This window comes from Glutamicibacter sp. ZJUTW (assembly GCF_008370855.1).
Lineage (GTDB): Bacteria > Actinomycetota > Actinomycetes > Actinomycetales > Micrococcaceae > Glutamicibacter > Glutamicibacter nicotianae.
The window spans coordinates 737,169-758,314 of sequence record NZ_CP043624.1; the positions used below are offsets into that span (position 1 = coordinate 737,169).

The following is a 21,146-nucleotide window of genomic DNA, read 5'->3' on the forward strand; positions in this document are numbered from 1 at the left end:
GTGTTTACTGCGACAACTAGTAAGCTCGTCGTTACCGTCAAGGCGCAATTTGCTCACCATACAGACGGAACCAATGTTGCAAACACCGGATTCGGTCTCACCGAGTCAGTCAACGACGCATTGGAAGACAAGGTGGAACTTGGCAAGATTCAGCGATGCTAAAAATCCCTTCCTCGTATTTGACTTTCGATCGTTGAAGCGACATTATCTCGTGTAGTCACTTGCAATTTTAGGGAATTATTTTGTTTTCAAATCTACCGGATCAGCCAAACATCAATCCGCCGATCATCAAAAATAAGAACAAAGAGCCAAGCAGCAAAGTTTGGGCTTGGCTTCTGGGCTTTGGTCTGATTTCCGGAATCATCGGACTGATTCTCGGCAACGTTGAAGTGGGGAATCTTTGTGGCACTGTGTTTAACGGGCAGCACATGGCTGCCGGGTTCTACGACACAATGGCGGGGAATGGTCGCTCAGAGGCGAAGTGCGAAGCGAAGGCTGCAGCTCAGGCGATTCCAACCTGGATCTTCATCATCCTTGGTGTCGTGATGATCGTTGCTGCATTCATCTTGAAGAACACCGCGGGACGCCCAGCATCCGTTCTGGTGTCAGCACCGGCTCCGACTCCAGAAAAATCGGCCGCTCAGAAGTTTGAAGAGCTTCAGCACCTTCTAGATCGCAAACTGATCACCCAGGAAGAATTCGATAAGAAGCGCCAGAAAATACTCGACAACATGTAATCCATAGGAAAACTGATTAAGATCATTGCCGGCGAATAAGCCGCTGGATTATGCGTTTGGTCTCGAATTTTCTCAAGGTAATGTATATCGCCAGGCAACCTGTTCTCCATTATGTTCCAAAACAAGACTAGTTCGTTTCGCCAACACCCTCCAAACCCTGTATTTCATCAAATGAAAAAGTTAAATTCGCGCACTCAGCTGCCGGAAAATGAATAGGAATGACATTGCGCATCACTCGTCTCCTCGCCGCACTCTCAGCGCCTGCTTTAGCGCTTACCCTGGCTTCCTGCGGATCGTCTTCTAAATACGAAACCCTCGATGACCTCACTACAGCGATTGAAAATGCTGGCTACTCGTGTGAAGAGCCTTTCATTGATCCCGACCATCCAGGAGAAACACAGATGGGATGCGGCTGGTCGGGTGGCGTGATCTGGTATGACACTGCTAAAGCGGAGGCAGAAAGCTATGCCAGCCTCGCAGAAATTCACGAGCAAGTTGGCGTCCCGCTGTACTCAGTTCGAGGCGAGAAGTTCCACATCATTGGCCCTAACAGTGAAATGAAGAAAATCTCCGATTCTATCGACATTCAGATGTCGATAGACGGCGCAAAGTAATCCACAATATAGATTAATCTCAATTCCGGCACTTCGCGCAAACCGCGCACGTGCCGGAATTTTCTTTCCCGGAAAGATTCCGCTTCGAGCTGACAGTCGACTTATTCAAAGCAGAGAAATTGTCGTATCGTCATTTCGCGCGCTGTATGCTCTTCTTTTCCAGTGTGTGATCCTTGCGCTCTTTCTGCATCACATGGAACCTTGTAATGCTCAGCGGGTGGCCATCTATCATCATGTTCCAAACCCTCCGAGTGCTACTTGTATCTACGATACGGGACGAAACGGTAATCCTACCGGGCTCAACTTCTGGAAATTCCGTGCACTCGTCAGAGGCTACTAGCCATAACCTGCTCGGGGGCATGCTTCCAGGCTTAGTTTCTGCTTCGCCAGTCGAGTACCGCTTCATTGAGCGCTTTCAGTTTCCACAGCTCGAGCCGACTCTCGGAGCGTCGTTGATGCTGGTTATGAAGCCATACACCAAGAAGGTGTTCTTCTTCCGTGGCGTAGGTTCTATATCTGGGCATGCGATGTTCAGTGTTCACGAAGTCTACTAAGAGCGAAAGCCTGTTCCGCCATCGTATTTCACGCTCTTGTGTCTGTGCGTTGATGTTCCAGCCTGGGAGAGGGTAAAGCAAGACGATTTTGGCTTGCGGCAGTTCATTTCGCTCGACGAGACGGCGCTGTTCAGCAACCCATTCTGCGAGCGAATGCTCTTCAGGATTGCCAGTACGCCTCGGCAGGCGCCCATGCGTTGCATAGTATTCCTGAGCTTCGTTTAGGCGTTTTCGCCATTTCGTGGTGATTCGGTGCGGTCCTCGAGCTTCTAGCGCTGCTGTGTGTTTGGCGAAGAATTCTGGGTCGTATTTTTCGCGGTTTTTCAGGTGCAGGTGGACGGTGGCAATGTTCTGTTTGCATCGGTCGGCGATTTCGCGCGCAGTGAGGCCCGCGGTAAACATCATGTCCCATTCCGGGTGCCTCGAGACGTCCCAACCGACCATGAACACCAAGCTACTGCACAGCACTCCCCATTTGAAGAGCATTGCGACACCTGACCCTGCCGAAGATCGAAGACCCCGCTCGCCCGAGTCGCTCACACTCTGTTCGCGTCTTCTCCCGTTCAATTCTCGCCATACTCGGCAACACTACCGACCGGCGCCTCGTGCACCCGCCATTCGTTCTCTGCGAACAAGTCTCCGCGGTTGTGCCGCTATCACGAGCGCCACCTTGATGAGCCCCTCAGGTCGGTGAACTCGCCTGCCAAAATAAGGCCTGGTGACTGATCTTCGGGTTGATCGGTGTTTTGTGGCCAAATTGTGTCTTGCCCCCGCCTCTAAACTGGGCTCAAAGGCACTTCGGACACGATAAATTTAGACAGGTTGGCAAAAGCTGAATCGTCCCGGGTTTCATGCCGTTCCTATTTGAGAGAATGGAACACATGCCCAAGCAGTACACCCCTGAAGTCAAGGGCCGCGCCGTCTCCTACGTCCTGGATCGTCTGGACCGCTACAAGTCCGTCTACGGAGCCTGCCAAGACCTCGCACCGAAACTGAACATTGGTGCCGAGACGCTCCGCCGCTGGGTCGTCCAGGCCCAAGTCGATGCCGGGGACCGCACTGGACCCACCAGCGAAGAACTCGCCGAGATCAAAGCCCTGAAAGCCAAGGTCAAAGACCTGGAAGAGACCAATGAAATCCTCCGGCAGTCAGCGATTTTCTTCGCGAGGGAGCTCGACCCTCGCCGGCACTAATCACCGAGTTCATCGACCAGCAGCGCGAGTGCGGCTACGCAGTCGAGCAGATCTGCCAGGCCCTGGGATTCCAGGGCATGAAGGTCTCTGCGCGCACGTATCGCGGCTGGAAGCAACGCCAACCGGCATCCCGGGCCGTCACCGATGCCCAGATCCTCAACGTCCTGCACGACCTGCAGCAACCGGACCCGAAGACCGGCAGGCCTCGACCCGAGGTGCTGTACGGGCGGCGGAAGATGCGGGCCTGGCTGCAGCGCAACGCATTCCCCGATGTCTCCAAGCACACCGTGGACCGGTTGATGCGAGGCGCGGAATGAACGGCCTGGTCCGGGGCCGGCGGACTGTCACCACGATCCGCGCCAAGGACACCGTACGGGCCAAGGATCTGTTGAACCGCAACTCTTATACTGATGCACCTGACAAGGTTTGGATTACCGATTTTACTTATGTTCCCACCAGAGCTGGGTTCACGTACGTGTCGTTCGTGATCGACCTGTTCTCCCGGCGGATCTTGTCTTGGGCGAGTTCTACCTCGCATGATACGGAGTTTGTGGAGGAAGCTCTCCGGATGGCGTTATGGCAGCGCCGCAAGGGCTCAGGGTCTCGTAAAAGCCCTGTTCAGGGCACCGTGCACCACTCGGACGCGGGCCGAGTATACGTCGCAGAGGTATACTCAGACGCTGGCCACCGAAGGACTGATCCCGTCGATCGGTTCGATCGGCGACGCGTTCGACAACGCCGCTGCCGAGACGGTGATGGGGCTGTTCAAGAATGAGGCCGTGGCCAGGGATTCCCCGTTCCGCACGGGCACCTTGGCTGCCAAAGCTGACGTGGATGATCTGGTGGTCGAATGGGTGCAATGGTACAACCATGCTCGGTTGCACTCGACGCTCGGCTATCGGACTCCGGTGGAGTTCGAGGAACTCTACTATGATGAAATGACCGAAACGTTACCCAATGTTGTCGCTAGTAAATTAGCGGCATGATTTTCGGGACGGTTCACTTTGACACTGAGGCTCTGGTAGACCGAGACGAGTTTGGCTTCGTCGTTGGGGAGGGTCTTGCGTCCAGATCTTGGTGCCGTCTTTGGTGACTGCGCAGGCCTAGTGGTCGGATTTCCCTACGTCGAGTCCGAGCCCGGCGGTTTTCCCGCTCCGCCCTCCTACGATACTGAACCGCGGATGATTTGCAGAAATAACGAATGCAGTCACGAATGCGATGTCGGCCAAGAAAAACCTCACCATCCCCATGGGCGTCCTTTTCCAGGAGGCGACGGAAGACATCATCTTCAAGACCTACCAGTTCAACTTCCCCAAGTTCCTTGACGCCCGACCAATATTTAGACCAACATATTCAATTGTGTCCGAGGTTTCTCGGAGAATACCCGAGACATCTTCTAGCGATTCGAGCTCGACAAATCACTCAAAAAACGCAACGGAGCGGATCTGCTAAACCACGTGGTGAAGGAATCCGCCACAATTGAAATTCGCCCGGAGAACGGCATCAATATCGAGATAGACTTCATGCACGCAGGGCTCCGCCGCCTACGCTCCCTCATTTGCGATGCCGCAACCGGGAAGATCACTATTGGAACTCAGGAGATTTCAGTATGACTACTCTATTCAAGCCAGTGTCTTGGAATGTCCAGAGCCTTGTGGACTCCGTCCACAGTGGAGCCGTACAACTGCCCGACCTGCAACGGCCTTTCGTGTGGCCAAAATCCAAGATTCGTGACTTGCTCGATTCAATGTATCGAGGCTATCCGGTCGGAGAAATCATGTTCTGGAACGTCTCGCAGGAGGACACATCACGCGCAATTTCTGGTGCCAGCGACCGTAAGGGATCACACCAGATTATTGACGGACAACAGCGTCTGACCAGTCTTTATGCGGTTTTCAAGGGTAAATCTGTTCGCGACGCGGACTACAACAGCCGCTCGATTGTTATCAGCTTCAACCCGTTCACGGAGAAATTCGAAGTGCTTAACAAGGCCATCGAACGTTCCAGCCAGTGGATCCAAAACATCTCAGAATTCTTCCGAAGCCCCGTGGATGCCCAATTCGAATTCATCGAACGATTCGAGCGTGCAAATGGACCCATGGAACGCGAGGAGTATAAAAGCCTCGTCACAACCTTGAACCACCTTAACAACCTCCGAAACTACGACTTTACCGTCGTGGAAATCCAAGACCACGCCGATAAAAAGGTGGTGGCGGACATATTTGTGCGTATTAATTCGGAGGGAGTAAGCCTTAAGGCCTCCGATTTTATTCTCACCTGGCTCAGTGTCTTTTGGCCTGACGGCCGTGAGAAATTGGAGGACTTCGCCCGCAACTCACGGCTTACACCGCAGCGGGCAAGTGAAATTGCCGAGCATCCAGTGAGATGGACTCCTATCAACAATTACCTCGCGGTCGACGCGGGTCAGTTGGTGCGCGTACTGGTGGCTGTGGGGCAGAACCGTGCCAAACTCGGAGACGCCTACAATGCGCTGCAGGCCAAAGACCGTAGCACTGGCTTCGTGGCAGCGGATCGACAGGAAGCCGAGCTTGCAAAGCTTCAGGCTGCACTCCCGTTGGTACTCAAAGACCTGCACTGGACAGAGTTCATCCGCTGCCTAGCCGTTGCAGGATTCAAATCACGGAAAATGCTCACCTCGGACATGAATGTCCTGTCCAGCTACGCCTTGTGGCTCATTGGCCGCACCCGTTTCAATGTTGACCTCACCGTCCTACGGAATCTGATGGCCCGTTGGCTCTTCATGTCTCAACTCTCTGGCCGATATACCGGCAGCGCCGAGACCCAGCTCCAGAAGGATCTCGACCGCCTGCTCGCCATTGAAGGCGACGATTCCGAAGCGTTCGTTACAGTCTTCGAAACGATCATCGCTGCAGAACTTTCAGACGATTTCTGGACTTTGCGGATGCCAGACTCTCTGATTTCGTCTGCCTCTGCACTTTCTCCGGCATATCAGACCTATCTAGCAGCTCTGAATATCCTTGATGCGGACATGTTCATGCTCAATAACAAGGTGCAGCAGTGGATGGATCCTTCACTGCCGGTCGTCAAGGGGACTGAGGGTCACCACCTAAATCCCCGCAAGTATTTGGAGAACGTCGTTGGTATCAAGGATCTGAAGAAGATTAACCAAGTCGCCAACTTCGCGCCCACCGACTGGAGTACCAATATCTTAATTTCCGATCGTGATCCTGAAGAGTATTGGCCGGCACTCGTTGCGGAACGAGGGTTCGAAGGGGAGTCGTTGCAGCGCCAGATGTTCTGGCATGCTTTGCCACAAGACTGGGAAAAAATGGGCTATGAAGAGTTCCTCCATCAGCGACGGATCCTCATGGCTCAGGTCACAAGGGATGGCTATGAACGGCTGAAGTCCGGGAAATCGATAGCCTCCCCCGTCTTTAAAGTCTCGGCACGGCCCGCCACCTCCGTTGAAACCGAAGTGGCTGACCTAATCGACATGGGCATCTTGTCATCTGGTGTTTTCCTCATTCCAGCCGACGACTCCATTCGGTTACGCGCCGAGGTCACCCAAGACGGGGTAGTCGTCATTGACGGTCATGAGTTTTCCACTTTGGACGCCGCCGCCCATCACTCCGGAGCGGACAACGTTCCCGGAGCGGACTTTTGGCAAAAGGAAAACGAATCGGGCGAACAAATACCGCTCCGACATCTGATGAATCGTGTTCAACAATGAGCTCATGCTCGCAGATCCAAAGCTCACTACACGTTTCCGTCACCGTATCAACGCTTTGGAAGGTCTCTTTGTTGCAAACAGATGGGCCTACCGCCAGTTGGTCGTATCGTGCCAATCAAAGGCTCGGTGCGTCAGAAACAGTTCGGAATCATCGAAGTCGACACGTGGCGCAGAATATCACCGATATTGTGGGCGAACTATTCGACATCAAACAAGATTTCGGTTTTTAGAGATCCGGACGAGCTTAGACTGATGATTGGTAGCGATCCTCGGGATCCACTGAACCTACATGAATACAATTTGTCAACGAGGTGTCGCGTTCAAGTCTGGTCAATAAAACGTCTACACCAAGCACTCGGATGATCGGCTCTAGTTCAATATTTTCGCATTTCATGCTGAGCTCAATCGAGACCTTATCCACGAGTGCACCAAAGATAGGCTAAGGGCTGCGACAGCGCGTAGATACACATGAGAATTGCCTGCACCGTTCTCCCCGTTATGTTGTTGGCAGTTCCTAAACACAGCGGAACACAGGAGCTGCCGGCCGACCAATCTCGGCATGGTGTCCTGCTTCTGCTTTGCCAATATTCCGGGGTGTCGCCACCGAGCTTGGGATGGACGCGTGGTGATTGACTCTTCCATACTTGTCAAGCGTCCCGTTGCTTATTGGTTGCTGCGCCTTAACGGTGAGGATGTTCTCCATGACAGGGAAAATCGTCGCTGGCGTCCGGCGGCGCCCGCTGCTGATTCCTGAAAAAGCGCCAGAAGTGAAGTTGTTACGCCTACTGAATGAGGGAATCGGCTCGTTGTTCGAGCGGTGGCGGTGCCGTGAGCTGGTTGCCTGATGCTGGTGGCCACTCCTAGGATTCTTCATTTATGAAAAGATTGCTCGTTCCGAGTGCGTGGAGCCCGGCGCCCTATGCCGGTGCGACAAGGCGATTATTGTCAAGAGCGAAGCTGACAACTGCGATAGAAAACCGAGGACATGGATTTCGGTGGCTGACAGATTCCTGATGAAATAATTGGACTAAGTATGCGTATCCCCTTGAAGGACCAATCAAGGCGGTGGCGAAGCGCTGGCGGGTCTGCTCCAGCATTGCTGCCCGCGTGGCTTCTTGTTTTCCCCTCCGTCAATGCCGCACGTTGTAGCTTCCAATGCGATATCTAGGTCCCGACAATCAGTTCTTATCACGACCTATGGCGGGTTGAATTGTCGTAAAAAGTGACAGAGCCAGATCTGCGGGATAAGTCGATCTTTCACTGTGAAGAGAAATCTATTGCCGCTCAGGTTCCAGCAGTTTTTTAGTCGGCGGTCGACGACTTGCTGGTGGGTCTCTTGACATTAGTAAAAGACTAATGTCATCTCGAATATTCTTTGGTTGACTGGGCTCGCAAGCAACGTGTTTTATGTGAAAAGATTTCTTGGTGAATCTTCGGGTGACGAGCTACATTAATTCTAAGCATCAATTCTTCGGCACGGGACAGAACGGCTTTAGCGATAACCGCTAATTTATTCTGTTGCGAGGTTTTTGCGCCGATTCGCACTCTTTGAAGCAGGATAATTGAAAACTAATTTAAGTTCGGTGACAATGGCGACGGCACTGATCACGGGATTGGTGCTTAGCGGCCCGGCAGCAAATGCAGAATTGATTTCGGATGAGGTCGTCTCTACCCCAACGGAATCGTCAATGTCAGCGGACGCACAGTCGGAACCCATTGTGTCTCAGTCTCCTGTAGCGAACGTCGTTGAATCCGAGGAAAGCATCCCTCCAGCTGATCCAGAGGCGACGCCCGATGCCGAGGAACCCGCCGTGGCCGAAACATCAGAACCTGCCACCGACCCGGCAACCGAGTCCTCGGCTACTCCAACTGTAGTTTCCGATGTGGACGAGGAATCAGAACCCACGGTGACGGAACCAGCCGCGTCGGCAGAATCTGACCCTGGATCTGAGCTCACTGCTGAAGTTAGTGAGTCCGCCGAGGCCACCGAAACGTCATCGGACGTCGCGGTTGAGGACGAAGATCCTCGCTGGGCTCAAATTAATGCGCTGATGCCTGAGGGCAGCGAGAATTGGGACGAAGCTCAGTGGGAAGCTTTCGAGCAGACTGAAGCCGGGCAGGAGATGAATCGGCTTCTTGAGGAATTGCTTGTTGAAGATGACTTCTGGGATGAAGAATTCGAGCTTTCGGATGAAGGGCTGGCGTTCTGGGAGTCCATTACCGAGCTTCTTCCCGAGGAAAGCTTCGACTGGGATGAAGCGCAGTGGGAAGCTTACTTCAGCACTGACCAAGGCCTCGAACTCCTTGACCTGCTACTGCCATTCATCGCCGAAAGCATCGAAAGCGATGAAGACGCCGCTGAGTTCCAGGCGTTCCTCGAAGAAGTATTTGCCCATGATCCCGAACTGCGAGCGTACTATCTTGAACTGTTCTTCGGCATCGAGGCAGCTCCCGAGGATAACGGTTCTGGTGGAACTGTAACTGAAGAAGAACTGGTTCCGTCCGAGAATCAATCTCCTTCGGCCAAGGTTGTCATCGAGCCTGCAGGTCACGCAAAAACAGCATCTTCGGACAAGAAGGAAGAGCCCAAGAAGAGCGCCGACGCCGCTACACCGGCACTGGCAAACACCGGTTTTGACGGTGTCGCGGCTGCCGGGGTGGGGCTACTGCTGGCCCTGGCTGGTGCAGTCGTTGTTGCTCTGGGTCGTCGGAAATCGGCCAAGCACTAGCGCGGCGAGATATTACTGGCGAAATGCCAATTGAAGCTGTTCGGCCACCGTCTTTGAGACGGTGGCCGAACAGCTTCAATTCTTTATTTGCGAGTTTTCATCCAAGCGGTGCCAGGCGCGGTTGTGGTAAACCAGTCCGTTGCTGGGCTGGCCGGGTTCGCTATCGCGTTCAATGTGCGACTCAAGGGCGCGCGCGACAAAAACTGTGGATGTTCCTGCCTGAACCCGCTCGATGACTGCGCAACGAACCCAGGCCCGAACGTCATCAAATACCGGTTCGCCGCTGCTCAGCCTTGACCACGTTTGGTTCTGTGCGAAGCGGTCGATCCCACTGGTTGCCCCTAATTTAGCCACCTCGATGTCATGCGCATCCAAGCTGTGAACGACAAGAGAAATTGCGCGGGTAAGCACTTTGGCCGCCGAGGACAGCGCAGAAATCGAGAAAACGAGCAATGGCGGATCAACGCTGATCGAAGCCACGGACGTTGCCGTGAGGGCAACTGGTCCGTCGCCGGCATCGGCGGATATCAGGCTTACGCCACCGGGGTGCCCGCGGAAGATCGCTTTGAAATCATCTGCGGGCAACGATGGTGTCGCTGATTCTGTCACTTCAGACGCGGGCACCAACAAGCTCCTCGCGCAGGATGCCAGCTCCTGCGCTGAGCGCACTGAGCTTGGCCAGCGCCACATCGCGGCGGAATGGTGCCATGCCGCAGTTGGTGCTGGCAATCAGCTTGTCGGCATCGACAAATTCGAGTGCGTTGCGCAGAGTCTGCGCGACTTCCTCGGGAGTCTCCACAGCGTCATTGGCCACGTCGATAGCTCCGAGCATCACTCGCTTGCCGCGCACCAATTCGACAACCTCCAGCGGGACATTCGAATGGTGGGACTCCAGCGAAACGGTGTCGATGGAGGAAGCCTGCAACAGCGGGAAAGACTTCTCGTAGTGGCGCCACTGAGCGCCCAGAGTCGCTTTCCAATCGTTGTTCGCCTTGATACCGTAGCCAAAGCAGATGTGGACTACGGTCTCGGCTTTGAGTCCCTCGCAGGCGCGCTCCAGGGCAGCGATGCCCCAGTCGGCCACCTCATCAAAAAAGACGTTGAAAGCAGGCTCGTCGAACTGGATGACATCCACCCCGGCTGCCTCAAGCTCGCGGGCTTCCTGGTTCAGGATGGTCGCGAATTCCCACGCCAGCTTCTCCCGGCTGCGGTAGTGCGCATCGTACAAGGTATCAACCATGGTCATCGGGCCTGGCAGGGTCCACTTGATCTGGCGGTCGGTCAGCGTGCGCAGGAACTTTGCATCCTGAACGAATACCGGCTTTTCGCGCTCTACTGCGCCGACGACGGTGGGAACACTGGCGTCGTAGCGGTTGCGGATGCGCACGGTCTCACGCTTTTCGAAGTCAACACCGCTCAGGTGCTCAATGAAGGTGGTGACAAAGTGCTGACGGGTCTGTTCACCATCGGAGATGATGTCGATGCCGCGCTGGGCCTGTTCGAGGACCGCTGCGCGCATGGCGTCTTGCTGGCCTTCGCGCAATTGCTCGCCCTCAAGCTTCCAAGGGGACCAGAGCTTTTCAGGCTCGGCAAGCCATGAAGGCTTGGGCAGGCTACCGACAATCGACGTGGGGATAAGCGGGGAAGTCATGAGTTATCTTTCGGAATCTTAGGCGACTGGAGTCGGGTAGGAGGAAGACCACTGATCTAGCAGTTGGCGATTCGGGATGATGAAATGCTCTTCGGTGAACTTGCCTTGGATCTTTCCCAATTGGGTGCGTTCTTCGCGGTCATAGAAGACGCGAGTGGGGGAGAAGTCTTCGGCGCCCAGGCTCGGGTGGTACACAGAAGGAGCGGCCGAGTTGGCGTTATAGATTTCCGGGCGATAGATCTTCTGGAACGTTTCCATCGTGCTGATGAGGCTGATCAACTGCAGATTCGTGTAATCGTTGAGTAGGTCGCCGCGGAAGTAGAACGCCAGCGGGGCAACAGCGCCTGGTGGCATGAAGTAGCGGACGCTCAAACCCATTTTTCCGAAGTACGCGTCGGTCAATGAATTTTCGTCCTGCTGGTATTCCAAACCGAGCACTGGATGGCTGTTGCCGGTGCGGAAATAGGTCTTGGAAGTCGAGATGCTGATGCAGACCACCGGCAGCTGGGCAAAACGCTCACGGTATGCCTGTGAGTTCAAGAAATGTTGGAAGAGCTGTCCGTGGAGATCGCCAAAATCTTCTGGAAGCACCGGAGCTCCGCTGTCGTTGCACGATGCTGGGAGCACCACGCTGAAGTCGTAATCGCGGACATAAGAAGAAAAATTATTGCCGACCATGCCCTGGGACCGGGTGCCCGTGAGTTTATCCACGATCGTGGTTTCAAGCACTTCTAAAAGAGGAAATTCCTGATCGGCATTATTGGCAGAAAAATGTACATTTGCGGAAATGATTTCCAATTCCAGCTCATAGCGGTCACCTTGGGGATTGTCCCAGTGAGCCAGGGAATTGAAGCGGCGGTTGATCATCGTCAGGGCATTGCGAAGGTTCTCTTCGCGGCGCTCTCCGCGTGCCAAATTGGCGAAGTTTGTCGTGGTGCGAGAATTCGCAGAAGGGGAGTAATTCTCGTCGAATCTGGTGGTGTTAATGCTGAAATTTAATGCGTCTGCCATGATGGCCAATCTGTATTTGGGAGGCCTGGACAGGCCGAGGAGAAGTCGTTGCGTCAATCATGCAGGGCGATTCTCGATATCAGGTAACTCGATATAACTATGGATTCATATAGACTCAAACTATGGTTCAGGTTTCGAATGGATTGACGCTCCAGCAGCTGCGCTACTTTGTGGCGGTCGCCGCCGAGGGGTCCATCTCCGCTGCCGCCGACCTGCTCTACGTCGCCCAGCCCAGCATGTCCGCGGCGATGAAGGAGCTCGAATCCCGGGTGGGGCGCACCTTGCTGATGCGCTCGGCCAGGGGCATTGCCCTGACCAGCGACGGCGCCGAATTCCTCGGCTACGCCCGCCAGGTCCTAGAGCAAGTGGAACTGCTGGAGCACCGCTACCTCGGCCGGCCGGCGGCAAGACGACTGCTGGGTGTCTCAACCCAGCACTACTCCTTTGCGGTGGATGCCTTTGTCCGGATGGTCCAGGCCAGCGGGGCCGAGGAGTACCAGTTTTCGCTCCGCGAGACGCGCACCGAGGAAATCATCGAGGACGTGCGAACCCTGCGCAGCGATATCGGGATCCTCTACCGCAACGACTTCAACCGGAAAGTCATCGACAAGCTGCTGCGCGAATCCCGCCTGGTGTTCCACCCGCTGTTCCTCGCCGACCCGCATATCTTCGTATCGCGCAGCAACCCGCTGGCCACCCATGACCAGGTCACCCTCGAAGACCTCGAAGACCTGCCCCGGCTGACCTTCGACCAGGGCGCGAACAACTCGTTCTACTTCGCCGAGGAAGTGCTCTCCACGCGCTCCAGTCAGCGGGAAATCCAGGTCTCGGACCGTGCGACCATCTTCAACCTGATGATCGGCCTGGGCGGGTACACGATCTCCACCGGCATCATCAGCGACGAGCTGGATCCATCCATCGTTGCCATCCCGCTGGACATCGACGAGCGCATCGAGATCGGCTGGATCGATCACGCCGCGATCCCGCTCACCGACCAGGCTCAGCGCTACCTGCAAGAAGTCCGCGCAGTGGTGGCCAGCTTCGGGGTGGAAGTGCTCGGCTGAGCCGCCAACAGCGTAACTCTCGGTCATCGAGTGCTGCTCCATCGTCATAAACTTCCGGAAAAACCGTGAAAGTCTCGGGGTTTTTCTCATTTCGGTGCGTCATAAAGTGGCGCTAGCCACCGCGTCATCATGACAAGTGCACGACATATGAAGCTTGGCGGCCTTGTATGAAGCCGGCCGCCCGATAGCGCTTGCACCCCTCGCAGCCCATGGCCAACCATGGAAGAACAACAAACCATCAAGAGCGACTAAGAGATCTGGCTCGTTGACGTCGCAGCAACCATCGGGAAACCGAAAGGTGCTAATGCCAGGAACGATGGAGCAGTTCCGAACGCGCTTTCGCGCTGTGCTTCGTGCCTTTGCACGATGCCTAATCGGTGCACTCCCTCGCAGAGAATCGAGGAGGAGCTATGAGCCAAGGAACCGACGCGGTCCACGCAGGATACCGCCCGAGCGGAGACTTCCGCCCGATGCTGCCGCCACTGCACAATTCCGCAGCCTACCAATTCCAGTCGCATGCCGAAGCGATCGAGAAGTTCGCGCTGCGCCAGGCCGGCTTCACCTACTCGCGCACCGGCAATCCCACCGTCTCGATCCTCGAGCAGCGCGTGGCCGCGCTGGAAGGCGGGGCCCAGGCGGTAGCCACCGCCACCGGCCAGTCCGCGGTGGCGTTGTCCTTGCTGGCGCTGACCCAGGGACCCAAGCACATCGTGGCTTCCTCTTCGCTCTACGGCGGCACCGTGGACCTGTTCACCGACACCTTCGCGGACTTCGGGATCCGCGTCAGCTTTGTCGACCAGGCCGATCCTTTGGCTTGGGCTGCGGCCATCGAGGAAGACACCCGCGCGTTCTTCCTGGAGTCCGTCTCCAACCCGCTGTGTACCGTGGCCGATATCCCGGCCATTGCGGCCATCGCGCACGAGCGCAACATCCCGGTGGTGGTGGACAACACCCTGGCCACCCCGCTGAATGTGCGCCCGCTGGAACTCGGCGCGGACATCGTGGTGCACTCGGCCACCAAGGGGCTGGCCGGGCACGGCTCGGTGCTTGGCGGGGTAGTTGTGGACTCGGGAACCTTCGACTTCTCCGATTCCTCTCGCTGGCCGCAAATCGCCGCCCCGCGCGAGCGGCTGAATGGCACTTCGCTGCTCGAACGCCACGGGCCGGCGGCCTACGCGATGCTGGTTCGTTCCAAGTTCCTGCACGATCTGGGCCCGACCCTCGCACCGGCCAGCGCCCAGGGCATCCTTGCAGGCATCGAGACCCTGCCGGTGCGCGCGGCCCACGTGCAGCGCAGCGTCACCAGGCTGATCGACGCGCTGGCCGAGTATCCCGGCATTGCCGCCATCCACCACCCCGAACTGCCCGAGCACCCCAGCCACGAGCTGGCCCGGACGCTGGCGCCGAAGGGCACCGGCTGCGTGCTGGCCATCGAGCTGGTCCACCCATCCCTGGTTTCCCCGGTCATCGACGGGCTCAAGCTGATCAGCCTGGCCGCGAATGTGGGAGATACCCGCACCATGGTGGCCCACCCGGCCACCATGACGCACTGCCGGCTCTCCGAAGCGCAGCTGGCAGCCGCCGGGCTGAACGCCTCCACCCTGCGCCTGTCGGTGGGACTGGAAGACCCGGCCGACCTGCTGTCAGATATCACCCAGTCGCTGGATCACGCGCTGGCCGCAACCCGGGCCACCGCCGACACCAAGGAAGTGAGCTTCGCATGAGCGGCTTCAACACCCTCGCCGTGCACGCCGGCCAGCACAAGGACCCGCACACCGGTGCGGTGATCCCGCCGATCTACCAGACCAGCACTTTCATCCAGGACGGCATCAACGTGCTGCGCGCCGGGCACGAGTACTCGCGCGGCTCAAACCCGACCCGCAACGGCTTCGAATCCCAGCTCGCCGCCCTGGAAGGCGGCGCCGCCGGCTTCTCCTTCGCCTCGGGCATCGCCGCCGAAGATGCGCTGCTGCGTGCAGTGCTTGAACCGGGCGATCACATCGTGCTGGGCGCCGACGGCTACGGCGGCACCAACCGGCTGATCTCGAAGCTGCACGGCAAATGGGGGATCAGCTCCTCGGCGGTGGACATCACCAACCTGGATGCGGTGCGCGCCGCGCTGCGCCCGAACACCGCGCTGCTTTGGGTGGAGACCCCATCCAACCCGCTACTGGGCATCGCGGACCTGGCCGGCTGGGCAGCCATCGCAGCCGAGCACGGCGCCCTGCTGGTGGTGGACAACACCTTCGCCACCCCATACCTGCAGCGGCCGCTTGACTTCGGAGCGCACGCGGTGGTGCACTCGACCACCAAGTACATCGGCGGGCACTCCGACGTTCTCGGCGGGGCGGTCATCGTGGCAGACTACCTGCACCGCGGCCAATCGCTGGCCGAAGCCGTCGGCTACCAGCAGTTCGCCGGGGGAGCGGTCTCCGGGCCGCAGGATTCCTACCTAGCCGCCCGCGGGCTGAAGACCCTGGGCCTGCGCATGGAACGCCACTGCGCCACCGCATCCGCCCTGTCCCGCTGGCTCGATGACCGTCCCGAGGTCGCCCGCGTCTACTATCCCGGGTTGGAAACCCACCCGGGCCACGAGCTGGCCAAGCGCCAACAGCGCGGCTTCGGCGGCATCCTCTCGCTGCAGTTGGCCGACGAGCCCGCGGCCCGCGCCTTCGCCGAGTCCATGGAGTACTTCCAGCTCTCCGTATCCCTGGGCGGGGTGGAATCACTGGTCTGCTATCCGCGCGAAATGACCCACGCGTCGCTGATCGGCACCCCGCTGGAAATCCCTGCCAACCTGGTCCGCCTCTCGGTGGGCATCGAGGAGCCCGAGGACCTGATTGCGGATCTGGAACGCGGGCTGGCCGCGGCCGCGAAAGCATCCGGAGCAGACAGCATCCAGCACCGCAGCCTGGCCACCGCCTGACCTGTCGTTGCAGCACGCGGGCCTTCCGCTCAGGAAGGCCCGCGTGCACAATGCGACGGCAAACCTTGCGCGTGCTCCACGGTCCGCAAGAACATTCGCAGGATCGCGGAGCACGCGCTGCAGCGGGCCGCCGGCTCGAAGACCTATATTCGATCAGTCTCCTAAACACGGTACCTAGCCTCGAAACGCCTATTCCAACACTCGAAGGTCGACGATCAACAGGCAGATAGGTGAATAGTGTGCGGTGGCGGAATGTCTGGGTGTTATTGAGGCCCCTCCCGGGGGTTGGGAACCATACAGTGAGTCGTTGACTTGATCGATCATTTCTTGAATCGCGTGGACTTTGCTCTGCCAGTACTTGTTGTTCTCGCGAGCTTGCGGTCCTTCTGCTTCTTCGTTCAACTCAAGAAGCTCGCTGAAATGGTCTCGGTAGGCGCACAGCGCAGCATTGAGAACTTCGATTTGCTCGTCATTGAGGTGGACGTTGAGCAATGATTCACGCATGGTGCTGATCCTTTCGTTGCCAGGGTGCGTCCGGTGCGTTCCGGACGCACCCCCGAATCAACCACTCCTTAAAAGTTTCCCCGGGAGTCATCTCTTGTTCGGTGGCGAGCGTGAATACACCCGGACGGGACCCGCCCGACGCACCGAACGTTGAATTGTTCGTACTTCGTTGGTTCCTTCCGGGCACCGCTGACTGGGCCGCGGAACATCCTCGATCGAGGTGCAAAGGTGCGATCGAGGCGGCTGATGCTGACGGGAAGCTGTGGATAGCTCGAGCTCGTATATGGCCAGAAGCAACTCGTCATCAGCGACCAGCGGATCAAGTTCCGAATCAATGTGGGCAGACATGACACATCATCTCCGCACAGGCCTCCAAGGGGCCTTTCTTGGGTTAACTGGTGATTTCCTTGGGGTTCTTCTTGCCTTGGCCGACCGCGACCTGAATCCGGCGAGGTTTGGCACTCTCGGCAACAGCGATGTCGACACGTAGCACGCCATCCACGTAGGTGGCCTGGATACTTTCAGTGTCCAAATGATCCCCAAGGATAAGTTCCCGGGTGAAATGGCCCCAGAGTCGTTCCGAGCCGGCGATGTGCTGGCGGTCTCCTGGTTTGGCGCGTTCAGCGCGGATGGTCAGGATGTTCTTTTCCACTGCCATGTCGATCTGCTCGGCGTCGACCCCTGGCAGGTCGAACTCAGCGTGAAATCCGGTGTCGTCCTTCCAAGCCTCCATTGGCATTGGGTGGACAGGTTCGGAGCTGAGCTGGGTGTTGAAAGCTCGCTGTACCAAGCGGTCGAAATCGCGAAGTACCTCGGTCTGCATCATCTGAACTCATTCCTTTCTGGTGTGACTCTCTACGATGCTGCAATTCACTTTCCGTTAGATCTATGTCTAACGATGTAGATTTTATAGCATGGGATTCTGAGTTCATGCAAGCCTATTGAAAGTAAAAAATGACAAAAAATTCGCCTCGATCCGTTCCTCTTGCTGGATCGCATTCGATTGCTACCGCTGCCCAGAGTGTGGGAGTGAGCGTGCAAACAGTGCGGTTGTATGAGTTACGTGGTTTGATCACCCCGTCACGTACCAGCGGTGGCACGCGCAGGTATCAAGCCAAGGATTTAGCTCGGTTGCAGCAAATCTCAGAGTTGATTGATCGAGGCGTGAATTTGGCGGGAATTGGCATCATCTTGGAGCTGGAATCTGAAAATGAGGCGTTGCGTAAGGCACTTGCAAAGCAGTCTCATCGGCAAGGCGCGGATTGAATCATCAAGACCGTTGAGGGTCTATGCTTCTCGGCAGGGTGCCGACGAATTCTTGCCTAGGCGCCGCGGAGCCTGAAGGTGCACGTTCTGCTCGAGCACTTGGCAGTGGCCCTTGCTGATCGGCGTCACCGTGGAAGGCATCAAGCACGTGCTGGGCATCTGGGTCACCGAGAACGAGGGCGCGAAGTTCTGGGCGCAAGTCTGCGCGCAATTGGCCAACCGCGGGGTCAAGGACGTGCTGATTGCCTGCTGCGACGGACTGACCGGGTTCCCCGAGGCGATCGAGGCGACCTGGGCGCGGGCAACCGTGCAGACCTGCGTGGTGCACCTGATCCGGGCGGCGAACCGGTTTGTCTCCTACGGTGACCACAAGGCGGTCAGCAAGCAGTTTAAGACGATTTACACCGCTCCGAGCATCGAATCCGCGGGAAAGGCGTTGGATGATTTCGAAGCATCCGAGCTGGGCCGGAAGTATCCATCGGCGGTGGCCACCTGGCGCAACGTGTGGGAGCGGTTCACCCCGTTTTTGGAGTTCCCTCCCGAGTTGCGGAAGGTCATTTACACGACGAATGCGATTGAGTCGATGAACTATGAGCTGCGCAAGGTCACCAAGTCCCGAGGCGATTTCCTTATCGATGCGGCGGCGGTGAAGATGCTGTGGTTGGCGATCTGCAATATCGAGGACAAGCGGGCGAGGGAGCGTTTCAAGGATGCGAAGAAGAAGGGTCGGACCCCGCGGGCCGGTGCTGGAGCGCATCTGGTGGAAGAGGCTGGGACGAGCGGCTGGAAGCAGGCCTTGCAGCAGTTGGCGATGGCTTACCCGGAGCGGATTGAGCCGTATTTGAATTGATTGTTACGAAGCCCTGAATAACGGACGTGACTAGGGGCTTACGCAAACAAACTGACAAGCTCATTGAAAACTCTAGGCGTTGGCTTCCAGATGCTTGGCAGCCAGAACGAGGTAGTGATCGGCGTTGGTCTTCAAGCCGGCGACTTCCTCTTCGCTCAGCTCGCGGCGGACCTTAGCAGGTACACCGGCAACCAACGAACGCGGCGGAACCTGGGTGCCTTCCAGCACCAGTGCACCAGCGGCAACCAGCGACTGTTCGCCGATGACGGCACCGTTCATGACGGTGGCGCTCATGCCGATCAGGCAGCCATCACCCACGCTGGCACCGTGAACCACTGCCGAGTGGCCCACCGAGATGCCGGCGCCCAGGGTGCAAGGAAAACCTTCATCGGCGTGCAGTACGACGTTGTCCTGCAAGTTGGTGCCTTCGCCCACGCGAATCGGCGCCGAATCGCCGCGCACGGAAACACCATAGAAGGCGCTGGCACGGTCAGCCAGCTCGACATCGCCGCTCAAGGTGGCGGTAGGGGCTACGAAAACGTCCTGGCCGACCTTCGGGGTCGCGCCGTCAATGGTAATAATGTGCGTCATTTCACCTACTGTAATGGCCAAGCATTGCTACAGCGAGTTCACTACCGAAGATCTCAAGTCCGCGAGCGGGCCGCGGCCACCAACGAATGCTGCCAATCCCGATCCTCTTCGGCGGCTCGCAAAGTCAGCCCCAATACCCGCGCGGCTTCAAGAAGCAACAGCTGGCTGGCCGGTACCGGTGCGGCGAAAGCCACCTGCGCGAAAGAACGCTCAGGGCCGGAGCGTACCTGCGTCCGACGCACGTCGTTGGCACAGCCTAGCGCACTGTCCGGTTGCGCCCGCCAGAATGAGCGTGCGGTGTCCGCATCTCGGCACAGCACATAACCGCTGCTTATGGCCAGCGGAAAAGATAGCGGATCCCAGGCCAGCGATTTTTGGTAGCGCGGCCGATAACGCTCCGGCAGCTGCAGCGCCTGGGGCTTCAACCCCTTCCGGCGTTTGCCAGCTGCCCTAAGCAAAGGCCAGCACGCCGAGGCTGCAACCAGCAGGGCGACAACTGCCAGCGTTGCATAATCCATGCTTAGGAGAAGACGATGGTGCGCTGGCCGTCAAGCATCACCCGGTGCTCGGCATGCCACTGCACGGCGCGGGTCAGCGTCCGGCCTTCCACGCTGCGACCCAGCTCAACCAGCTGCTCGGCCGTGCGGGTATGCGAGACGTGGGTGACTTCCTGGTCGATGATCGGACCCTCGTCCAGGTCCGCGGTGACGTAGTGCGCGGTGGCGCCGATCAGTTTCACGCCCCGGGCGTAGGCCTGGTGGTAGGGCTTGGCACCCTTGAAAGACGGCAGGAAGGAGTGGTGGATATTGATGACCCGGCCTTCCATGCGCTCGCACAGTGAATCCGAGAGGATCTGCATGTAGCGGGCGAGCACCACCAGTTCGACGTCATGCTTCTCCGCGATGGACAGCAGCTCGGCCTCGGCCTGCGACTTGTTTTCCTTGGTCACCGGCAGGTGCACGAACTCCACACCGTAGAAGTCGGCCATCGGCTTCAGATCCAAGTGGTTGGAAACGATCACCGGCACGTCGATGGGCAAGGTGCCGGCGCGCTGGGCGAACAGCAGGTCGCTGAGCGCATGCCCGGCCTTGGAGCACATGAGCATGGTGCGGGTGCGCTTGGCGCCGTCATCCACGCGCAGCGCCATGTGGAAGTCGTCGCGGATCGGTGCGAGCCCCGCGCGGATCTGCGCCAGCGACTGCTCGGTGGCGACCTCGATGCGCATGAAGAAGGTGCCGGTCTCCGGCGAGAGGAACTGCTGGGACTCGGTGATATTGCAACCGGCACCCAGCAGACCTCCGGAAATGGCGTGGACGATGCCAGGGCGGTCGATGCAAGATAGGGTGACGATGAACTTGTTCATGCATTGAGATTAACCGGCTGGCGCGCTGTACGCACATTCGTCACGGTGGAGTTACATAGTCATGCATCGAGAAAACACAATCACCAGCAGCAATCGCACCCAGAGGCATGCTTGATGCGCCGTCAATGGCATCTTACGAACCGATGATAGGTGCTTGGCAAAGCTATGGCATGATGTCTATAAATTTGGCATATTCACGCTTGGGGAAACACATGGGGTTGTTGCATCGTTTTGCTTCGGTAGTGGGCGCAACAGCCTTGGTTTTCGCCGGGCTCGTGCCTCCGGCGCAGGGTCTTATCAGTCCTGCAGACTGCTTTGAACACACGGATGAGACCGCCAGCGTCGTCGTGGGATTATCCTGCAAGAATGTGACGTCGTTGC

Annotated in this window: 20 protein-coding genes, 3 pseudogenes and 1 riboswitch; of the genes and pseudogenes, 14 read left to right on the forward strand and 9 right to left on the reverse strand. The window is 57.5% G+C overall.

Going from position 1 to position 21,146, the window contains the following annotated elements; translation table 11 throughout:
- The first annotated feature begins 242 nt into the window (after window positions 1-242).
- Window positions 243-737: an SHOCT domain-containing protein gene (locus F0M17_RS03530; RefSeq protein ID WP_149596421.1), complete on the forward strand. Its 495-nt coding sequence runs from the start codon at window positions 243-245 to the stop codon at window positions 735-737.
- Between the two features lie 218 nt (window positions 738-955).
- The gene (locus tag F0M17_RS03535) at window positions 956-1,351 is read left to right on the forward strand and encodes a hypothetical protein (protein WP_149596422.1); all 396 of its coding nucleotides are present in this window, start codon (window positions 956-958) and stop codon (window positions 1,349-1,351) included.
- 371 nt (window positions 1,352-1,722) lie between these two features.
- Here F0M17_RS03535 and F0M17_RS03540 read toward each other — a convergent pair whose 3' ends face one another.
- Entirely contained in the window at window positions 1,723-2,391 is a 669-nt protein-coding gene (locus F0M17_RS03540) for a helicase associated domain-containing protein (RefSeq protein ID WP_149596423.1), read from the reverse strand.
- A 395-nt stretch (window positions 2,392-2,786) separates the two neighbouring features.
- Between F0M17_RS03540 and F0M17_RS03545 the strand changes: the two genes are divergently transcribed.
- The 4 genes from F0M17_RS03545 (at window position 2,787) to F0M17_RS17820 (ending at window position 4,084) form a co-directional block, all read left to right on the forward strand.
- Entirely contained in the window at window positions 2,787-3,098 is a 312-nt protein-coding gene (locus F0M17_RS03545) for a transposase (protein WP_149596424.1), read from the forward strand.
- 77 nt (window positions 3,099-3,175) lie between these two features.
- Window positions 3,176-3,415: a transposase gene (locus F0M17_RS17380; RefSeq protein ID WP_168201941.1), complete on the forward strand. Its 240-nt coding sequence runs from the start codon at window positions 3,176-3,178 to the stop codon at window positions 3,413-3,415.
- On the forward strand, window positions 3,412-3,873 hold the full coding sequence (locus F0M17_RS17815; protein ID WP_371737259.1) for a DDE-type integrase/transposase/recombinase: 462 nt from the start codon (window positions 3,412-3,414) through the stop codon (window positions 3,871-3,873). The genes F0M17_RS17380 and F0M17_RS17815 overlap by 4 nt, the downstream gene beginning before the upstream one ends.
- A complete protein-coding gene (locus tag F0M17_RS17820; RefSeq protein ID WP_371737260.1) occupies window positions 3,815-4,084 on the forward strand; it encodes an integrase core domain-containing protein in 270 nt (89 codons plus the stop codon). Before F0M17_RS17815 ends, F0M17_RS17820 begins: the two co-directional genes overlap by 59 nt.
- A gap of 17 nt (window positions 4,085-4,101) precedes the next feature.
- On the opposite strand, the pseudogene F0M17_RS03560 reads toward F0M17_RS17820, so the two are convergent.
- Window positions 4,102-4,267: pseudogene (locus F0M17_RS03560) on the reverse strand (transposase); the annotation flags it as partial.
- A 440-nt stretch (window positions 4,268-4,707) separates the two neighbouring features.
- On the opposite strand from F0M17_RS03560, the gene F0M17_RS03565 reads away from it, so the two are divergent.
- From F0M17_RS03565 to F0M17_RS03570, 3 genes and pseudogenes are all read left to right on the forward strand, one after another.
- Window positions 4,708-6,810 carry a DUF262 domain-containing protein gene (locus tag F0M17_RS03565; RefSeq protein ID WP_149596426.1) on the forward strand — a complete coding sequence of 701 codons (2,103 nt, stop codon included), beginning with the start codon at window positions 4,708-4,710 and terminating at the stop codon, window positions 6,808-6,810.
- Window positions 6,811-7,499: 689 nt separating this feature from the next.
- Window positions 7,500-7,655 (forward strand): annotated as a pseudogene (locus F0M17_RS17385) (IS1380 family transposase); the annotation flags it as partial.
- 1,038 nt (window positions 7,656-8,693) lie between these two features.
- A complete protein-coding gene (locus F0M17_RS03570; RefSeq protein ID WP_149596427.1) occupies window positions 8,694-9,539 on the forward strand; it encodes a hypothetical protein in 846 nt (281 codons plus the stop codon).
- A 75-nt stretch (window positions 9,540-9,614) separates the two neighbouring features.
- Here the strand turns inward: F0M17_RS03570 and F0M17_RS03575 are convergent, their stop codons facing one another.
- From F0M17_RS03575 to F0M17_RS03585, 3 genes are read right to left on the reverse strand one after another with little or no spacing between them, the layout of a single operon-like run.
- Window positions 9,615-10,163, reverse strand: a complete 549-nt coding sequence (locus F0M17_RS03575) for a flavin reductase family protein (RefSeq protein WP_246857125.1) — start codon at window positions 10,161-10,163, stop codon at window positions 9,615-9,617.
- A complete protein-coding gene (locus tag F0M17_RS03580; RefSeq protein WP_149596429.1) occupies window positions 10,150-11,190 on the reverse strand; it encodes a methionine synthase in 1,041 nt (346 codons plus the stop codon). The genes F0M17_RS03575 and F0M17_RS03580 overlap by 14 nt, the downstream gene beginning before the upstream one ends.
- Before the next feature lie 18 nt (window positions 11,191-11,208).
- Window positions 11,209-12,201, reverse strand: coding sequence for a DUF1852 domain-containing protein (locus F0M17_RS03585; RefSeq protein ID WP_149596430.1), 993 nt, complete (start codon window positions 12,199-12,201; stop codon window positions 11,209-11,211).
- Window positions 12,202-12,323: 122 nt separating this feature from the next.
- Between F0M17_RS03585 and F0M17_RS03590 the strand changes: the two genes are divergently transcribed.
- From F0M17_RS03590 to F0M17_RS03600, 3 genes are all read left to right on the forward strand, one after another.
- Complete coding sequence (locus F0M17_RS03590) at window positions 12,324-13,265, forward strand: LysR family transcriptional regulator (RefSeq protein ID WP_141358105.1); 942 nt, start codon at window positions 12,324-12,326, stop codon at window positions 13,263-13,265.
- A 232-nt stretch (window positions 13,266-13,497) separates the two neighbouring features.
- A riboswitch (SAM riboswitch) is annotated at window positions 13,498-13,588 on the forward strand.
- Window positions 13,589-13,675: 87 nt separating this feature from the next.
- A complete protein-coding gene (locus tag F0M17_RS03595; protein ID WP_149596431.1) occupies window positions 13,676-14,989 on the forward strand; it encodes an O-acetylhomoserine aminocarboxypropyltransferase/cysteine synthase family protein in 1,314 nt (437 codons plus the stop codon).
- Window positions 14,986-16,191, forward strand: coding sequence for a cystathionine gamma-synthase (locus F0M17_RS03600; RefSeq protein WP_149596432.1), 1,206 nt, complete (start codon window positions 14,986-14,988; stop codon window positions 16,189-16,191). Before F0M17_RS03595 ends, F0M17_RS03600 begins: the two co-directional genes overlap by 4 nt.
- 189 nt (window positions 16,192-16,380) lie before the next feature.
- Here the strand turns inward: F0M17_RS03600 and F0M17_RS03605 are convergent, their stop codons facing one another.
- Both F0M17_RS03605 and F0M17_RS03610 read right to left on the reverse strand, forming a co-directional pair.
- Entirely contained in the window at window positions 16,381-16,695 is a 315-nt protein-coding gene (locus tag F0M17_RS03605; protein WP_149596433.1) for a hypothetical protein, read from the reverse strand.
- A gap of 391 nt (window positions 16,696-17,086) precedes the next feature.
- Window positions 17,087-17,521 (reverse strand): Hsp20/alpha crystallin family protein, encoded by a 435-nt coding sequence (locus tag F0M17_RS03610; protein ID WP_073706573.1) that lies wholly within the window; start codon window positions 17,519-17,521, stop codon window positions 17,087-17,089.
- Window positions 17,522-17,649: 128 nt separating this feature from the next.
- Here F0M17_RS03610 and F0M17_RS03615 point away from each other — a divergent pair, with 128 nt between their 5' ends.
- Window positions 17,650-17,961: a MerR family transcriptional regulator gene (locus F0M17_RS03615; RefSeq protein WP_149596434.1), complete on the forward strand. Its 312-nt coding sequence runs from the start codon at window positions 17,650-17,652 to the stop codon at window positions 17,959-17,961.
- 112 nt (window positions 17,962-18,073) lie between these two features.
- Window positions 18,074-18,811 (forward strand): annotated as a pseudogene (locus F0M17_RS03620) (IS256 family transposase); the annotation flags it as partial.
- Window positions 18,812-18,883: 72 nt separating this feature from the next.
- Here the strand turns inward: F0M17_RS03620 and F0M17_RS03625 are convergent.
- A complete protein-coding gene (locus F0M17_RS03625) occupies window positions 18,884-19,402 on the reverse strand; it encodes a gamma carbonic anhydrase family protein (RefSeq protein WP_073706575.1) in 519 nt (172 codons plus the stop codon).
- Between the two features lie 520 nt (window positions 19,403-19,922).
- Window positions 19,923-20,765 carry a formyltetrahydrofolate deformylase gene (gene purU, locus F0M17_RS03635; protein WP_149596436.1) on the reverse strand — a complete coding sequence of 281 codons (843 nt, stop codon included), beginning with the start codon at window positions 20,763-20,765 and terminating at the stop codon, window positions 19,923-19,925.
- Window positions 20,766-21,146: the final 381 nt, after the last annotated feature.

Bases quoted from the DNA above. Each gene is read 5' to 3' on its own strand.
- F0M17_RS03565 (WP_149596426.1), top strand. From the start codon at position 4,708: ATGACTACTCTATTCAAGCCAGTGTCTTGGAATGTCCAGAGCCTTGTG.
- purU (WP_149596436.1), bottom strand. From the start codon at position 20,765: ATGAACAAGTTCATCGTCACCCTATCTTGCATCGACCGCCCTGGCATC.
- F0M17_RS03540 (WP_149596423.1), bottom strand. From the start codon at position 2,391: ATGCTCTTCAAATGGGGAGTGCTGTGCAGTAGCTTGGTGTTCATGGTC.
- F0M17_RS03590 (WP_141358105.1), top strand. From the start codon at position 12,324: ATGGTTCAGGTTTCGAATGGATTGACGCTCCAGCAGCTGCGCTACTTT.
- F0M17_RS17815 (WP_371737259.1), top strand. From the start codon at position 3,412: ATGAACGGCCTGGTCCGGGGCCGGCGGACTGTCACCACGATCCGCGCC.
- F0M17_RS03585 (WP_149596430.1), bottom strand. From the start codon at position 12,201: ATGGCAGACGCATTAAATTTCAGCATTAACACCACCAGATTCGACGAG.
- F0M17_RS03595 (WP_149596431.1), top strand. From the start codon at position 13,676: ATGAGCCAAGGAACCGACGCGGTCCACGCAGGATACCGCCCGAGCGGA.
- F0M17_RS17380 (WP_168201941.1), top strand. From the start codon at position 3,176: ATGAAGGTCTCTGCGCGCACGTATCGCGGCTGGAAGCAACGCCAACCG.
- F0M17_RS03625 (WP_073706575.1), bottom strand. From the start codon at position 19,402: ATGACGCACATTATTACCATTGACGGCGCGACCCCGAAGGTCGGCCAG.
- F0M17_RS03605 (WP_149596433.1), bottom strand. From the start codon at position 16,695: ATGCGTGAATCATTGCTCAACGTCCACCTCAATGACGAGCAAATCGAA.
- F0M17_RS03535 (WP_149596422.1), top strand. From the start codon at position 956: ATGACATTGCGCATCACTCGTCTCCTCGCCGCACTCTCAGCGCCTGCT.
- F0M17_RS03600 (WP_149596432.1), top strand. From the start codon at position 14,986: ATGAGCGGCTTCAACACCCTCGCCGTGCACGCCGGCCAGCACAAGGAC.
- F0M17_RS03545 (WP_149596424.1), top strand. From the start codon at position 2,787: ATGCCCAAGCAGTACACCCCTGAAGTCAAGGGCCGCGCCGTCTCCTAC.
- F0M17_RS03610 (WP_073706573.1), bottom strand. From the start codon at position 17,521: ATGATGCAGACCGAGGTACTTCGCGATTTCGACCGCTTGGTACAGCGA.
- F0M17_RS03615 (WP_149596434.1), top strand. From the start codon at position 17,650: ATGACAAAAAATTCGCCTCGATCCGTTCCTCTTGCTGGATCGCATTCG.
- F0M17_RS03580 (WP_149596429.1), bottom strand. From the start codon at position 11,190: ATGACTTCCCCGCTTATCCCCACGTCGATTGTCGGTAGCCTGCCCAAG.